Raw genomic sequence first — 15,763 nt, forward strand, 5'->3', positions numbered from 1 at the left:
GATATGGTTACGTTTTCTGGCGAAGTGAAAGGAAAGCACGATGGTTTAATGTATTATACAATCGGGCAGCGGCACGGCCTAGGAATCGGTGGGGACGGCGATCCTTGGTTTGTAGCCGGAAAAAATTTAGAGAAAAATCTATTGTATGTAGTCCAAGGCTTTCATAATGAATTGTTGTACGGGGATGAAGTTCTGGCGACAGATATTAGTTGGACGAGCGGAAAGCCGAAGGCTCAGCAGTTCACATGCACAGCCAAATTCCGCTATCGACAACCGGATAATAAGATAACAGTTACGATACTGGAAGATGGCAAGGTTCACATCACTTGTGATGAAAAAGTCCGGGCTATAACACCAGGACAAGCAGTGGTCTTTTATGATGGTGATGTTTGTCTTGGCGGAGGAACAATTGATGAAGTGTTCCGAAATGGGAAAAAATTAACGTACTTATCTTGAATTTATGAAACCTCGGGCTTTAATGAGACCGAGGTTTCTTTTATGATAGATGTATGAAGAATGGTTAAAGGAATAAAATTTTAGAGCAGAGGTGTATCGGATGGCAAAGCTTGATGAAGGTATTGCGTACATGCAGGAAGGAAATTGGGAGGAAGCTGCAAGGCTGTTAAATGAAGTAATTGAAGAAGATCCATCTAATCCAATTGGATATGTAAATTTCGGAAATTTATTAGACGCAATAGGCGAACGCGACCGTGCTGTTGCTTTTTATAAGAAGGCATTAGAATTAGACGATAAGCTTGGAACTGCTTATTATGGTCTTGGTACGATTTATTATGAAGTAGAAAAATTTGAAGCGGCAAAACGTATGTTTGAAAAGGCGGTTTCATGTAATATCCAAACAAATGATGTATTCAGTATGCTTGGATTTACCCACATTCAATTAGGAAATGATATGTTAGCACTGCCGTTTTTACAACGGGCAATTGAACTCAATGAAACAGATGTAGAAGCAACCTTTCAATATGGATTATGTTTAGCTCGTATGGACCACATTAAAGAAGCGAAGCCTTTATTTGAAAAGGTGTTACAAATGGATCCTACGCATGCAGATGCCTATTATAACTTAGGGGTTGTGTATGCGTTTTTGGATGAAAAAGATGAGGCTTTGCAATGTTTTAAGAAGGCAGTAGTTATTCAGCCTGATCATCTTCTTGCTGGTAATGGTATACGAATGGTTGAGAAAAACCAGTAAGGTGGAAAGGGAGGTGACGCCTCGTGCAAAACTCAATGGATTTATTTGAAGAAGAGCAAAGGTTCCTTAAGGCTCAAGTGCTTGTTACGATTTTTCATAATGAGGAGAATTTGTATTCTGTCGTTCGAATGAGAGTGATAGAAACAAATGAAGCTTATGACGACAAAGAAGTAATCGTTACCGGCCACTTTCCACGCATGCATGAAGAAGAAATTTTCACACTTACTGGAACGTTTAAAGAACATCCACGATACGGTATGCAATATCATACTGAAACCTTTAAGAAAGAATTACCGCAAACGAAAAGCGGAATCGTCCAGTATCTATCAAGCGACTTATTTAAAGGAATTGGAAAACGAACGGCAGAGCGGATTGTGGAGAAGCTAGGGGAGCATGCTATTTCGAAAATTATGGACGACCCTGCTGCTCTTGATGGAATTATAAGCAAAGATAAGGCGCAAGATGTATACGCGACCATTACCCAGCATCAAGGTCTAGAAAAAGTGATGAGTTTCTTAAGTGGTTACGGATTTGGAACAAAGCTAAGCATTAAAATTTATCAAACATATAAAGAGCAGACGCTCGAAGTGATTCGTAATAAGCCGTACCAGCTAATTGAAGATGTCGATGGTATTGGATTTGCGCGTGCCGATGAAATTGGAAAGGCGTTCGGTATTTCGGGAAATCATCCGGACCGTATACGGGCAGGCTGTTTATTTACATTAGAAAATGTGTCGCTACAAGAAGGACATATATTTATGACGAACAAGCAGCTAGTCGATCAATCGCTTGAATTACTGAATCATCGTGAGGACACGATACAACCCGTGCATATTAATGAATGTCTATCCTCTCTTCAAACGGAGGAAAAAATCGTTATAGAGGAAGAACGTGTGTATCTTGCTTCCTTATATTTTGCCGAAAAAGGCCTGGTTACCTCCATGCACCGCATTCTTCATCAAGATGAAAAAGAGAGCTTTCCAGAGTCAGAGTTTTTATTATCACTTGGGACAATCGAAGATAAATTAGCTGTTCAATATGCACCAAAGCAGAAGGAAGCGATTCAAACCGCACTATCAAAGCCTGTCATGATTTTAACGGGGGGACCTGGTACGGGGAAGACAACCGTTATCCGCGGGATAGTAGAAATGTATGCATCCTTACAAGGTATTTCGCTAAATCCAAAGGAATATACAGAGGACAATCCATTTCCTATTTTATTAACAGCTCCAACAGGGCGTGCCAGTAAACGTATGAGTGAGTCTACCGGTTTACCCGCAGGTACCATTCATCGTCTACTCGGCTGGACACCGGAAGGCTCCTTCGGAAGGGATGAAAACGATCCTATCCAGGGAAAGCTTCTGATTATTGATGAATTTTCTATGGTCGACATTTGGCTAGCAAATCAGTTGTTTAAATCTCTTCCGTCTACGATTCAAGTCATTATCGTAGGCGATGAAGATCAATTACCTTCCGTAGGACCGGGACAAGTACTAAAGGATCTGCTACAAAGTGAACGAATTCCTACGGTTCGTTTAACTGAAATCTACCGCCAAGCAGAGGGATCATCTGTGATTCAGCTGGCTCACAGTATTAAGAACAATGAAGTGCCTGCTGATATAACGGTCCAAAAGGTTGATCGTTCCTTTATTGCGTGCGCAGGGCCACAGGTTGTAGAGGTTGTGAAGAAAGTGTGTGAAAGTGCACAGGCAAAGGGATTTACGGCTCGGGATATTCAAGTTCTCGCTCCTATGTACCGCGGTCCTGCTGGTATAAATGCACTTAATTTAGCGCTGCAAGAAGTATTTAACCCACCCAGGGAAAAAAGGAAGGAAATGCAGTTCGGTGAAGTAACATACCGAGTTGGTGACAAGGTCCTCCAGCTAGTCAATCAGCCTGAGAGCCAAGTGTTTAATGGTGATATTGGTGAAATTGTTGCGATTTTTTATGCAAAGGAAAATGTGGAACAGCAAGATATGCTGGTTATTTCATTCGATGGAATTGAAGTCACCTATACAAAAGGGGACTTTAATCAAATTACGCATGCATATTGTTGCTCGATTCATAAATCGCAAGGAAGCGAATTTCCTATTGTTATTTTACCCGTCGTGAAAAGCTATTATCGTATGCTAAGACGCAATTTAATTTATACAGCGATTACACGAAGTAAGAAATTTCTTATCCTTTGCGGAGAACAGGATGCGTTTCATTCCGGTATACACCGTACTGATGATTCCGTGCGGCAAACATCGCTTTGTGAGAAACTGCAAGAACGATTTGGTGATCAAGGAGAAGATAAGCAAGAGGAGTCTAATCCTTTACATATTGACTTAGAGGCGGATAGCGATGATGTGGAAAATATTTCGCCTTATGATTTTATGTAGAGAAGACACACTATAAGTAGGTAGAAAGAAACTCGTTCTACCTACGTTTAATAAGGGCTTGTTTGGACATACTGAGAGAATAGAAAAAGGCAAAGGAGTGGACTGCCTTGTTAGTATGTCCAAACTGCAAAGGAAAAGATATTGGGAAAATTGGTGTAAACCAATACTACTGCTGGAGCTGTTTCATTGAGCTTTCTATTACGAAAGGCATGATTTATACTCATCAAGTGGAAGAAGATGGGTCACTTAGCTCTCTTGATGATTTATTTCATGAGGATGAACGGAAAATCAGCATGTAAGGGGTGTTGTGTCTTGAATATAAGAAACTCAATTATGGCATTTGGTTTAGGTGCGGCAGCTTATCATTATGTACGAAAAAATAATGTGATGTCCGTACAGAATATGAAGAAGGCTAAAAAATTAGTTAAGTCGTATTTTTAAAAAGTAGAGATGACCAAAGGGGGCTATATATTTCCCTATTAGGTCCTCTCTTTTTTTTACCAGATTACGTATAAACGTTCCTCACTCTTCTCACACTACATAAGGGAGGGATGTGTATTGAAACAAATAAAAATCATTTGGATTTATCGGTTGGCACTTTTGCTCCTCTTCTTTTTATGTTTACTCGTTTTTTGGAAATTAAAGCCGATGTGGAAGCCGATGCTAGACGTGTTGAAGCTCATACTTATCCCGTTCCTAGCTGCTTTTTTTATCGCATATTTGCTGCACCCACTTGTAGAAAAATTAAATAAACACGGGGTTCCAAGGACGTTGGCTATTTTACTTATCTATCTATTATTTTTTGGAGGGGTTGGATATGGGGTATATAAAGGCACGCCAATCGCCATTGCTCAGCTTCAGGATATGAATAATAATTTTCCAAAGTTTATGGTCATGTACGAAAGTTGGAGCGATCATGTTGAAGAAAAAACAGAGAATTATCCAGAATTTGTGCATGAAAAACTTAGACAAGTATTTATTAGTATAGAAGAAAAAGTGCAATCTTTGTTAAATCGTATAATGAGTACAGCTAGAACGATTTTGGATTCCATGTTGATTATCTTCCTTGTTCCATTTGTTGTCTTTTACCTATTAAAGGATTACGGAGAAATATATCATATCTTTTGGAAACTTGTTCCTTTGAAATGGAGAAAGGAAGGACAAAAGCTAGCTGCGGATATGGATCAAACACTGGGAAATTACATTCGGGGTCAGCTATTTGTATGTGCCGTACTAGCGGGTGTTTCAGCGATTGCTTTCTGGATTATTGGAATGAAATACCCGCTCTTGCTTGGTATTATAATTGGATTAACTGATATTATTCCTTACTTTGGCCCGATTCTTGGCGCCATTCCAACGATTGGAATCGCTATGACGATTTCTACTCAAATGGTCATAAAAGCAGCAATTACACTTGCTGTACTGCAATTTGTAGAGAGTAATATCTTATCCCCATACATTGTTGGCAAATCTCTTCATATGCATCCTGTTATAATTATGTTCTCTCTTCTTGTAGGGGGAGAAATAGGAGGAATTGCAGGACTTCTTCTTGCTGTTCCAATATTAGCTATTGTACGTTCTATCATTTTACATTCAAAATCATTCTTAGCAAGGCGTTGACAATGTTTTTACTATCACGTTATAATTCGTTATATATGTAAATTTGATGACGGATCGAGTATGTCACTACTATTTTTCAGAGAGGATGTCCCGCGGCTGAGAGGACTCTAAACAAGGGTGATAGAAGGCTAATCCTAAAAAGCAGCTAATCCCTGCCGTCCTGCCACGTTATGGCAACTTGAGGTGATGAGCTACGGTTCATAATCAGGGTGGTAACGCGAGTATACTCTCGTCCCTGCTATGGGGACGGGGGTTTTTTGTTTGTCAAAAATAAAGGAGGATTTACAATGAAGACACTGAAGGCAGCACAAATTCGCCAAATGTTTTTAGACTTTTTTAAAGAAAAAGGGCATAGCATAGAACCGAGCGCTTCGCTCGTACCACATGATGATCCAACGTTATTGTGGATTAATAGCGGTGTTGCAACGCTGAAAAAATATTTTGATGGACGGGTTGTTCCGCAAAATCCGCGCATTACGAACGCACAAAAATCTATTCGTACCAATGATATTGAAAACGTTGGGAAAACAGCACGCCACCATACGTTTTTTGAAATGCTAGGTAACTTTTCAGTAGGTGACTATTTTAAAGAAGAAGCAATTGCATGGGCTTGGGAATTCTTAACGAGCAGTAAATGGATTGGTTTTGATAAAGATAAACTTTCGGTTACGATTCATCCAGAAGATGAGGAAGCATTTCGCATTTGGAATGAAGAAATGGGAATTCCAAAAGAACGAATCATTCGTCTTGAACATAATTTTTGGGATATTGGAGAAGGACCAAGTGGACCAAATACAGAAATTTTCTACGATCGCGGCGAAGCTTATGGCAATGACCCAAGCGATCCAGAAATGTATCCTGGTGGAGAAAATGAGCGTTATTTAGAAATATGGAATCTTGTATTTTCCCAATTTAACCATAACCCTGATGGTACATATACACCACTACCAAAGAAAAACATTGATACAGGTATGGGATTAGAACGTATGGCTTCTGTTGTACAAAACGTTCCAACAAACTTTGATACAGATTTATTTATTCCGATTATTGAAGCAACAGAAGTAATTTCAGGTGAAAAATATCGTACGGATAAAGAGAAAGATACTGCATTTAAAGTAATCGCTGACCATATACGTACAGTAACTTTTGCAGTAGGAGATGGGGCGCTTCCATCTAATGAAGGCAGAGGCTATGTATTACGTCGTTTATTGCGCCGTGCAGTACGATATGCGAAGAAGTTAAATATCAATCGTCCGTTTATGTATGAACTTGTTCCAGTAGTGGGCGAAGTAATGAACGATTTTTATCCGGAAGTATTGGAAAAAACTGCATTTATTCAACGTGTGATTAAAAATGAAGAGGAACGCTTCCACGAAACGTTACATGAAGGAGAAGCGATTCTAACAGATGTGATTGAAAAAGCGAAGAAACAAGGAACAGGAACGATTAGCGGTGAAGATGCATTCCGATTGTACGATACATACGGTTTTCCAATCGAACTAACGGAAGAATATGCAGAAGATGAGAACTTAATAGTCGATCATGCTGGCTTTGAAGCTCAGATGGAAAAACAACGTGAGCGTGCAAGAGCAGCACGTCAGGATATGGACAGTATGCAAGTCCAAGGCGGTGTACTGGGAGATATTAAAGTAGAAAGCAAATTCGTTGGTTTCTCTCAATTAGAAACAAAGAGTAAGATTGTTGCCCTTATTCAAAACGGAGAATATGCAGATGTAGTAAAAGCGGGAGAAGAAGCGCATATTATGCTCGACGCAACACCTTTTTATGCAGAAATGGGTGGTCAAATTGCTGACTTTGGACAAGTAGTTGGAGAAGGATATCGAGCTAAGGTGACAGATGTTCAAAAAGCACCAAATGGCCAACATTTGCATAAAATTATAGTAGAAGAAGGATCATTTAGAAATGGCGTAAGCGTAACGGCAATTGTAGATCAAGCAAACCGTGCCAATATTATTAAAAACCATACAGCGACTCATTTACTTCACCAAGCATTAAAGGATGTTTTAGGCGTACATGTAAACCAAGCAGGTTCACTCGTAACTAGTGAACGACTTCGTTTTGACTTCTCTCATTTTGGACAAGTCACTCCTGAAGAGTTAGAAAAAGTTGAACATATTGTTAATGAAAAGATCTGGGAAAGCATTGCTGTAAATATTTCCGAAAAGCCAATCGCTGAAGCGAAAGCAATGGGCGCTATGGCATTGTTCGGTGAAAAATATGGAAAGATTGTCCGCGTTGTACAAGTAGGAGATTTTTCTTTAGAACTATGCGGCGGCTGTCACGTTGACAATACAGCATCAATCGGTATTTTTAAAATTGTATCCGAATCTGGTATTGGGGCAGGTACGCGCCGTATTGAAGCAGTAACAGGTAAATTTGCATATGAATTGATGAACAGTCAAGTTATGCTCTTGCAAGAAACGGCAGGAAAACTGAAAACGAACACGAAGGACATTTTAACTCGGGTTGATGGTTTATATGCTGAAGTAAAACAATTGCATAAAGAAAACGAATCGCTCGCAGCTAAGTTAAGTAATATTGAAGCAGGAAATCTTACAGAGCAGGTTCACGTAGTAGAAGGTATAAATGTATTAGCAAGTCAAGTACAAGCAACGGATGTGAACCATCTTCGTACCATGTTAGATGATTTGAAAACGAAGGTAGATACAGCGGTTATTTTACTTGCAGCAGTGAACGAAGGTAAAGTTACGTTACTAGCAGGAGTTACAAAGGATCTTGTGAAGACATTCCATGCAGGCAAACTAGTAAAAGGTGCAGCAACTATTTGCGGTGGAGGCGGCGGGGGCCGACCTGATATGGCTCAAGCTGGTGGTAAAGACCCAAGCAAGGTAATGGAAGCACTTGCTTATACAGAGGAGTACGTCAAATCTGTTTTAAATTCATGATGGATTAGTGTACAATGATAGGGAGAAAATATTTCTTCTCCCTATTTCAAGCAAAGTGAGGTGCTTACAGTGGACCCATTCGATAAAACAATGAAATTTACAGTTCAAGATGAAAAACAAAGTGTTCAAGTAAATGAGGTATTGTTTACAGTTTACGATGCACTTCAAGAAAAAGGATATCATCCAATTAATCAAATTGTAGGCTATTTGTTAAGTGGCGACCCAGCGTACATACCTCGTCATAAGGATGCACGTAGTATCATCCGTAAGCTCGAACGGGACGAATTGATTGAAGAATTAGTGAAATCTTATTTAAAGAATCACCGTGAGGAGTAATCATGCGCGTTTTGGGGTTAGATGTAGGAACAAAAACAATCGGTGTCGCAATAAGCGATGAAATGGGCTGGACAGCCCAAGGAATAGAAACGATTAAAATTAATGCAGAGCGAAATGAATTTGGCTTTGCACGTATTAAAGAGTTAGTTAATGAGTATAATGTTGAACAAATTGTGATTGGCTTGCCAAAGAATATGAATGGCACAATCGGTGAACGCGGCAAAGCTTGTCAGGATTTTGCTGACAAATTGCATACATTTCTTACTCTTCCATGTACGTTATGGGATGAGCGTCTTTCTACTATGGCTGCAGAAAAAATGCTTATATCTGCGGATGTTAGCCGTAAAAAACGTAAAAAAGTTATAGACAAAGTTGCAGCCGTTGTTATTTTGCAAGGGTACTTAGATAGCAAACAATAGGAGTGAATAAGTAATGACAGAACATAACCATGACCACGATCACGATCATGACCATACTGATCTTGTAGAAGAAAATCAAATTACAATTGTAGACCAAGACGGCAATGAACATTTATGTGATATCGTCTTTACTTTTGAACACGATCAATTTGGACAGAAAACGTATGTCGTGTTCTCTCCAGTTGGAGAGTTAGATGAAGACGGTGACCGCATTTATGATGCAGCCATTGTGAAGCCGGATGAATCAGAAGAGGGCGGCATATTAGCTGAACTTGAATCTGAAGAAGAATGGGATTTAGTACAAGAAGTGTTCGGTGCTTTTCTAGATGACGAAGAAGAGTAAGCCATTTAGAGTCAGCGGACTGTGAAAGCAGTCCGTTTTTCTATGGGGAAAGAAAAATTATTTCTCCGTTAGGTTTCTGCCGTTTGTTACTTCAAGGGGGATAGACAAAAGATGATGAAATTTAATAAACCCAAGCGAAAGTTAAAGAGTTGGGTGATTGTTCTGCTCGGAATCGTCTTCGTTAGTGCCGCGTTATGTATTTACGTAATGACTGCTTTGCAACCCGCAAATGCACAAAGTGCAGAAAAACAAAAGGTCACTATTGAACCAGGAACATCAACTGCTGAAATTGGAGACTTACTTAAGAAAAGTGGTATTGTGAAGAATGGAACTGTATTCGAGTACTATGTAAAGACTATGTATAAAACAGGACTGAAGCCCGGAACATATTTACTTAGCCCTGCCATGAGCGTAAAAAATATTGCAGACCATATTACAGGAGGAACCATGTATCAGGTACCTCTAAATAAAGTTGTGATTCCAGAAGGTTCACAAATAGTTGAAATCGCCGATATCATTGCAAAAGAGTTTGCTATGAACAAAGAGGATGTCGTAAACCAGCTAAACGATTCTGCGTTGCTAAATCGTCTACATAGTAAATATCCTCAGCTTATTACAGACAAGCTAAATGATTCCGCAATTAAATATAAGCTGGAAGGATACTTGTATCCGGCAACCTACTCGTATTTTAAAAAGCCAAAATCAATTGATGAAATTATTGCACCGATGCTCGATAAAACGAATAGCTATGTGGTTAAACATGAAGATCAGATTAAGCAAAAGCAATTGGATGTACATCAATTTTTAACGATGGCTTCTTTAATTGAAGAAGAGGCAACGGCTACTACAGATCGGCAAAAAATTGCAAGTGTATTCTATAATCGTTTAAAAACGAATATGCCTTTGCAAACAGATCCAACGGTTTTATATGCGCTTGGTAAACATAAAGAACGGGTTTTGCTGCAGGATTTAAAGGTGGCTTCACCATACAACACATACATGAATAAAGGATTGCCGGTTGGACCGATTTCCAATGCTGGCGAACCGTCATTGCAGGCAGTGCTTGAACCAGCGCAAACAGATTACTATTATTTTCTCGCGGCACCAAACGGAGAAGTGTTCTTTGCAAAAACACTAGAAGAGCATAATGCGCTAAAGGCGAAGTATATTACTGCAAAATAGAAAAGCAATGCATAGTAAAATTGTCGCATCTCTTTCCTTTTTATGATAGAATATATCGGGTTAAAAAGAGCTTGTAACATTACGATATTTCTTGTAATGTACAAGTTATAAAAATGAGCGGAACTTGTTGACAGGGAGTGCTCTGGTGGGGGAAGCAAGATTCCTGAACCACTCGTTAGCACTCTTTCTTTTTATAGTATCTTTTACTGTATTCAAGTATGTTCTTGCGTTGAAAGGAGGTTTTACGATGGAGCCGAATGCAACACAACACTATTTACTTTCCTTCATTGAAGAGAAGGATCCGCTTATTTTGCAAATGGAACAGTACGCAAATGAACACCATGTTCCGATTATGGATAAGCTTGGAATGGAATTTATGCTACAGTTACTTCGCTTAATCGAGCCTGCATCTATTCTTGAAATAGGAGCAGCCATTGGATACTCCGCTATACGAATGGCGAAAAATGTTCATGCGAATGTAGTGACAATCGAAAGAGATAAAGAACGGTATGATGAAGCCATTTTAAATATTAATCAAGCTGACTTACAAGATACTATTTCTCTTATTTTTGGGGACGCGCTTGAAACATCTTTACAAGTGAAACAACACGGCACATTTGACGTTATATTTATAGATGCAGCAAAAGGACAATACCAACGTTTCTTTGAGCTGTATGAACCTCTTCTAAATGAAGGAGGAGTCATTATCACTGATAATGTTCTGTTCCATGGCCTTGTTGTAGAAGAAAATATTGAAAAGAAACGATTACGTAGTTTAGTAAACAAGATAAAGAACTATAATGAATGGTTAATGGCACATGATGGATTTGATACTACTATTTTTCCTATTGGTGATGGAGTAGCAGTTAGTAAAAAAAGAGGTGAACGGAAATGAAAAAACCAGAATTACTAGTCACACCAACGAGCATACATGATATTGAACCGCTTGCAAAGGCAGGGGCAGATGCATTGATTGTTGGAGAACAAAAGTTTGGCCTTAGACTTGCAGGAGAATTTTGCCGTGCAGATGTGAAGAAGGCTGTAGAACTTGCTCATCAACATCATATAAAACTTTATGTTGCAATGAATGCCATTTTTCATAACGAAAGCATTGATGTGCTGGCAAACTACGTATCCTTTTTAAAAGAAGCAGGTGTAGATGCCATTGTATTCGGTGATCCAGCTGTCCTAATGACAGCGAAGGAAATTGCCCCTGATATGAAACTACACTGGAATACAGAAACGACAGCAACAAATTGGTTCACTTGCAATTATTGGGGACGTAAAGGTGCAAAGCGCGCAGTCCTCGCTCGTGAATTAAGCTTTGAAGCGATTGAAGAAATAAAGGAGCATGCAAAGGTAGAAATTGAAGTGCAAGTTCATGGTATGACATGTATGTTCCAGTCAAAGAGATCACTTATTGGAAATTACTTCGAATATCAAGGACGTAACCTTGAGATTGAAAAGAAAAAATACGAAAAGAATATGTTTCTCCATGATCCAGAACGAAATAGCAAATATCCTGTATTTGAAGATGAGAATGGCACACATATTATGAGTCCAAAGGATATTTGTATTATTGATGAACTAGAAACACTTATTGATGCACAAATTGATTCCTTTAAGATTGATGGAGTGTTGAAAGATTCTGCGTATCTAATTGAGGTTACGAAAAAATATCGCACAGCTATCGATCTTTGTGTAGATAATCGTGATAAATACGATGAAGTGAAGGATCAGCTTTACAAAGAAATTGAAACTATTCAGCCCATTAATCGTCCGTTAGATACGGGGTTTTTCTATAAAGAAACTGTATACTAAACAAAGGAGGTATAAGTATGACTGGTAAGGAAATTTCACGAATCATTGATGGAAAACGCATTATAGTGAAAAAACCTGAATTGTTAGCACCTGCAGGCAACTTAGAGAAGCTTAAGATTGCCGTACGCTACGGGGCTGATGCCGTATTTATCGGCGGGCAAGAGTTCGGTCTTCGATCAAATGCTGACAATTTTACGATAGAAGAAATGGCAGAAGGCGTTGCTTTTGCAAAAGAGTACGGAGCAAGAATATATGTAACAACGAATATATATGCCCACAATGAAAATATGGACGGATTAGAAGAATATTTGCAAGCGATTGAGAGCGCGGGAGTTGCTGGGATTATCGTAGCGGATCCATTTATCATTGAGACTTGTAAGGAAGTAGCACCATCATTAGAAATTCATTTAAGCACGCAGCAATCACTCACGAACTGGAAGGCTGCGCAGTATTGGAAAGAAGAAGGCTTAGATCGCGTTGTACTTGCACGCGAAACGAGCTATGAAGAAATTAAAGAAATGAAAGAAAAAGTGGATATTGAAATAGAAACGTTTATCCACGGCGCAATGTGTATAGCCTATTCTGGAAGATGTACGCTTAGCAATCATATGACGGCACGTGACTCCAACCGTGGGGGTTGCTGTCAATCATGCCGATGGAACTATGATTTAGTACAAACAACCTCACAGGAGAAAAATGCAGATGAAATCGCGTTATTTGAAGAAGGGGACGAGTCATTTGCGATGAGTCCAAAGGATTTAACATTAGTTCAATCCATTCCGAAAATAATTGAGGCTGGAATTGATAGTTTGAAAATTGAAGGCCGTATGAAATCCATTCACTACATTGCAACCGTTGTAAGTGTATACCGTAAAGTAATTGACACCTACTGCGGGGATCCTGATCATTTTGAATTCAAGAAAGAATGGGAAGAAGAGCTTGATAAATGTGCAAACCGTGACACAGCCTCAGCTTTCTTTGAAGAAGTACCTGGATATCAACAACAAATGTATGGAGATCATAGTAAAAAAACAACATTTGACTTTGTTGGCTTAGTACTTGCTTACGACGCAGAAACAAAAATAGCAACCATTCAACAACGAAACCACTTTAAACCTGGTCAAGAAGTAGAATTCTTCGGACCAGAAATCGAAAACTTTACGCAGCAAGTCGAAACGATATGGGGAAGCGAAGGCGAAGAACTAGACGCAGCAAGACACCCACTAGAAATAGTAAAAATCAAAGTAGACAAACTCGTACACCCATACGACATGATGAGAAAAAGAATGTATCAATAATTAAAAGCGGAAATCGGCTCGTTCAGCTCCGGAGGGCGGAAGTTCTCACCCCAAAAAGGCGCTTTTTGCCTTTATGGGGTGAGGTTTTCCGACCGGAAGGAGCTAGCCGATTGAAGCTGGACACCAAAGAAAAGCGGAAATCGGCTCGCTTTAGCCACGGAGGGCGGAAGTTCTCTAAAAAACAAAGCCGAGATGTTCTTTTATATGAATGTTCGTATATTTTAAGAAAGAGTGGTAGTATAGATGGGGAAGCAAAAGCCTATTGTGATTGGAATCGCTGGAGGATCAGGTTCTGGGAAAACAAGTGTAACAAAAGCGATTTTTGATCATTTTCATGGTCACTCTATTTTAATGCTCGAACAAGATTTTTATTACAAAAATCAAGATGACATCCCGTTTGAAGAACGATTACAAACGAATTATGATCATCCTCTTGCATTCGACAATGATTTGTTGATCCAACAAATAAATCAATTGTTAAAATATGAGCCGATTGAAAAGCCATTGTACAATTATAAATTGCATACACGTTCAAAAGAAACGATTCATCTAGAACCAAAGGACGTTATCATTTTGGAAGGTATTCTTATTCTAGAAGATAAACGTCTACGCGATTTGATGGATATCAAAATATTTGTAGACACGGATGCAGATATTCGAATCTTGCGAAGAATGCAGCGTGACATGAATGAACGTGGCCGTACGCTTGATTCGGTAATCGAACAATATATAAATGTTGTAAGACCGATGCATAATCAATTTATTGAACCATCTAAGCGCTATGCGGATATTATTATTCCAGAGGGCGGGCAAAATCACGTAGCAATTGATATAATGGTAACAAAAATTGGAACAATTCTTGAAGAAAAAACAATTTTGTAATAGCATAGAAAAAGACACCGAAACAGGAGGTTTTTTTCCTGCACATACCGAATACAGTGGAACATATAACCTCACCCCGTGATGGGTGGGGCCGTCTTTGTATGGATGGCATCATTAGGTAGTAGATAGAAAAAGGAGTGGACATTATGGCAACTGAAAAAACGTATCCAATGACACAAGCTGGTAAAGATAAGCTTGCGCAAGAATTAGAGTATTTAAAAACGACAAGAAGAAAAGAAGTAGTAGAACGTATTAAAATTGCGCGTAGCTTCGGAGATCTATCTGAAAATTCTGAATACGATGCAGCGAAAGATGAGCAAGCATTCGTAGAAGGACGCGTAACACAAATTGAAAATATGATCCGCAATGCGGTTATTATTACAGAAAGCTCAGAAGTATCAAACGTTGTTTCTCTTGGAAAATCTGTTACATTTATCGAATTGCCAGATGGAGAAGAAGAAACGTACACAATTGTTGGTAGTGCAGAAGCAGATCCGTTTGAAGGAAAAATTTCAAATGATTCACCAATTGCAAAGAACCTACTTGGTAAACAAGTCGGAGATGAAGTAATTGTAGCTACACCAGGCGGAGAAATGAAGATGAAAGTTCTAGCTGTAAAATAAACCAAATGATTTAAATTGACAGTACCAAGAGAATGATTAGCCCTCACAGAATTTATTCTGTGAGGGTTTTGAGCGTCTATCCGGTTTTATTTAGGCCTAAAGAGGTTTGTGCTTACTTACCTCTTTTCTTAGTTATCTGGGGGTTTAAAAGAATACAAATAAAAGGATTTTCTTCATCCTTCCCTAAATTGGTGCTACAATAAGAAATATGTGAATACAACACGGATGGAGGTAAGAGTATGACTCAAACTCTAGACGATTCGAGACTACACAAAAGAAAGCAGAAGCGTCGTAAATTATTTTTGAACATACTAATTGGAATCGTCTTTTTTGCTGCAGTTACAGTCGCATACCAACTGTTCTCATCTCCGAAACAAACGGTGAAGAGTAATAATGTTAATCAAAATAAAGTGGCAACTGATGCAAAAAATGCAACAAGTTCTGCAGCATCTACAAGCAATGCTGCAAGTCCTTCGGGTAGTACATCCCAGCCTGTTGAAGATAAAAAAGTAGTTGTTCAACAAAGTGATCCAAAGGTTACGGAAGCCTATACAAATCCATCATGGAAGCCAGTAGGTACTTCTCAATCAGAACCACATACGACAAAGTTTGATACATCTTCTCAAGATTGGAAAGAAATGGTTCAAACGATTTCTTATGCATTGAAAATTCCAACCGATAATTTAACCATTTTATTTATTGGTAATAATGGAGAAAA

At 39.0% G+C, this 15,763-nt stretch carries 17 protein-coding genes and 1 other annotated feature; all 17 genes read left to right on the plus strand.

Annotated features, from left to right (window positions below):
- Positions 1-456: aminomethyltransferase beta-barrel domain-containing protein (locus AC11ZT_RS00045; protein ID WP_484057658.1), on the plus strand; the 456-nt coding region annotated here is incomplete at its 5' end.
- A 100-nt stretch (positions 457-556) separates the two neighbouring features.
- Positions 557-1,210 carry a tetratricopeptide repeat protein gene (locus tag AC11ZT_RS00050; protein WP_484057659.1) on the plus strand — a complete coding sequence of 218 codons (654 nt, stop codon included), beginning with the start codon at positions 557-559 and terminating at the stop codon, positions 1,208-1,210.
- Between the two features lie 35 nt (positions 1,211-1,245).
- Entirely contained in the window at positions 1,246-3,594 is a 2,349-nt protein-coding gene (recD2, locus tag AC11ZT_RS00055; protein ID WP_484057670.1) for an SF1B family DNA helicase RecD2, read from the plus strand.
- A 107-nt stretch (positions 3,595-3,701) separates the two neighbouring features.
- Positions 3,702-3,893: a hypothetical protein gene (locus AC11ZT_RS00060; RefSeq protein WP_379965952.1), complete on the plus strand. Its 192-nt coding sequence runs from the start codon at positions 3,702-3,704 to the stop codon at positions 3,891-3,893.
- A 13-nt stretch (positions 3,894-3,906) separates the two neighbouring features.
- Positions 3,907-4,035: a YrzQ family protein gene (locus tag AC11ZT_RS00065; protein ID WP_484057660.1), complete on the plus strand. Its 129-nt coding sequence runs from the start codon at positions 3,907-3,909 to the stop codon at positions 4,033-4,035.
- Positions 4,036-4,152: 117 nt separating this feature from the next.
- Entirely contained in the window at positions 4,153-5,214 is a 1,062-nt protein-coding gene (locus AC11ZT_RS00070) for an AI-2E family transporter (RefSeq protein WP_484057661.1), read from the plus strand.
- A gap of 37 nt (positions 5,215-5,251) precedes the next feature.
- Positions 5,252-5,454: a binding site (T-box leader), on the plus strand.
- Between the two features lie 47 nt (positions 5,455-5,501).
- A complete protein-coding gene (gene alaS, locus AC11ZT_RS00075) occupies positions 5,502-8,141 on the plus strand; it encodes an alanine--tRNA ligase (protein WP_484057662.1) in 2,640 nt (879 codons plus the stop codon).
- 69 nt (positions 8,142-8,210) lie between these two features.
- Complete coding sequence (locus AC11ZT_RS00080) at positions 8,211-8,477, plus strand: IreB family regulatory phosphoprotein (protein ID WP_379965964.1); 267 nt, start codon at positions 8,211-8,213, stop codon at positions 8,475-8,477.
- Positions 8,478-8,479: 2 nt separating this feature from the next.
- Positions 8,480-8,896 (plus strand): Holliday junction resolvase RuvX, encoded by a 417-nt coding sequence (gene ruvX / locus AC11ZT_RS00085; protein WP_484057663.1) that lies wholly within the window; start codon positions 8,480-8,482, stop codon positions 8,894-8,896.
- Positions 8,897-8,909: 13 nt separating this feature from the next.
- Positions 8,910-9,239, plus strand: a complete 330-nt coding sequence (locus tag AC11ZT_RS00090) for a DUF1292 domain-containing protein (RefSeq protein ID WP_484057664.1) — start codon at positions 8,910-8,912, stop codon at positions 9,237-9,239.
- 111 nt (positions 9,240-9,350) lie between these two features.
- Positions 9,351-10,421, plus strand: a complete 1,071-nt coding sequence (mltG, locus tag AC11ZT_RS00095) for an endolytic transglycosylase MltG (protein ID WP_484057665.1) — start codon at positions 9,351-9,353, stop codon at positions 10,419-10,421.
- A gap of 247 nt (positions 10,422-10,668) precedes the next feature.
- A complete protein-coding gene (locus AC11ZT_RS00100; RefSeq protein WP_484057666.1) occupies positions 10,669-11,316 on the plus strand; it encodes an O-methyltransferase in 648 nt (215 codons plus the stop codon).
- A complete protein-coding gene (locus tag AC11ZT_RS00105; RefSeq protein ID WP_484057667.1) occupies positions 11,313-12,242 on the plus strand; it encodes a peptidase U32 family protein in 930 nt (309 codons plus the stop codon). The genes AC11ZT_RS00100 and AC11ZT_RS00105 overlap by 4 nt, the downstream gene beginning before the upstream one ends.
- Positions 12,243-12,259: 17 nt before the next feature.
- Positions 12,260-13,540 carry a peptidase U32 family protein gene (locus AC11ZT_RS00110; RefSeq protein WP_484057668.1) on the plus strand — a complete coding sequence of 427 codons (1,281 nt, stop codon included), beginning with the start codon at positions 12,260-12,262 and terminating at the stop codon, positions 13,538-13,540.
- A gap of 243 nt (positions 13,541-13,783) precedes the next feature.
- Positions 13,784-14,422 carry a uridine kinase gene (udk, locus tag AC11ZT_RS00115; protein WP_379965985.1) on the plus strand — a complete coding sequence of 213 codons (639 nt, stop codon included), beginning with the start codon at positions 13,784-13,786 and terminating at the stop codon, positions 14,420-14,422.
- 146 nt (positions 14,423-14,568) lie between these two features.
- Positions 14,569-15,045, plus strand: a complete 477-nt coding sequence (greA, locus tag AC11ZT_RS00120) for a transcription elongation factor GreA (RefSeq protein WP_379965988.1) — start codon at positions 14,569-14,571, stop codon at positions 15,043-15,045.
- 239 nt (positions 15,046-15,284) lie between these two features.
- A partial coding sequence (locus AC11ZT_RS00125) for a YrrS family protein (protein WP_484057669.1) occupies positions 15,285-15,763 on the plus strand: 479 nt, incomplete at its 3' end.

This window comes from Ectobacillus sp. (genome assembly GCF_056992975.1).

Bases quoted from the DNA above. Each gene is read 5' to 3' on its own strand.
- AC11ZT_RS00100 (WP_484057666.1), top strand. From the start codon at position 10,669: ATGGAGCCGAATGCAACACAACACTATTTACTTTCCTTCATTGAAGAG.
- ruvX (WP_484057663.1), top strand. From the start codon at position 8,480: ATGCGCGTTTTGGGGTTAGATGTAGGAACAAAAACAATCGGTGTCGCA.
- udk (WP_379965985.1), top strand. From the start codon at position 13,784: ATGGGGAAGCAAAAGCCTATTGTGATTGGAATCGCTGGAGGATCAGGT.
- AC11ZT_RS00105 (WP_484057667.1), top strand. From the start codon at position 11,313: ATGAAAAAACCAGAATTACTAGTCACACCAACGAGCATACATGATATT.
- recD2 (WP_484057670.1), top strand. From the start codon at position 1,246: ATGGATTTATTTGAAGAAGAGCAAAGGTTCCTTAAGGCTCAAGTGCTT.
- AC11ZT_RS00110 (WP_484057668.1), top strand. From the start codon at position 12,260: ATGACTGGTAAGGAAATTTCACGAATCATTGATGGAAAACGCATTATA.
- greA (WP_379965988.1), top strand. From the start codon at position 14,569: ATGGCAACTGAAAAAACGTATCCAATGACACAAGCTGGTAAAGATAAG.
- mltG (WP_484057665.1), top strand. From the start codon at position 9,351: ATGATGAAATTTAATAAACCCAAGCGAAAGTTAAAGAGTTGGGTGATT.
- AC11ZT_RS00090 (WP_484057664.1), top strand. From the start codon at position 8,910: ATGACAGAACATAACCATGACCACGATCACGATCATGACCATACTGAT.
- alaS (WP_484057662.1), top strand. From the start codon at position 5,502: ATGAAGACACTGAAGGCAGCACAAATTCGCCAAATGTTTTTAGACTTT.
- AC11ZT_RS00050 (WP_484057659.1), top strand. From the start codon at position 557: ATGGCAAAGCTTGATGAAGGTATTGCGTACATGCAGGAAGGAAATTGG.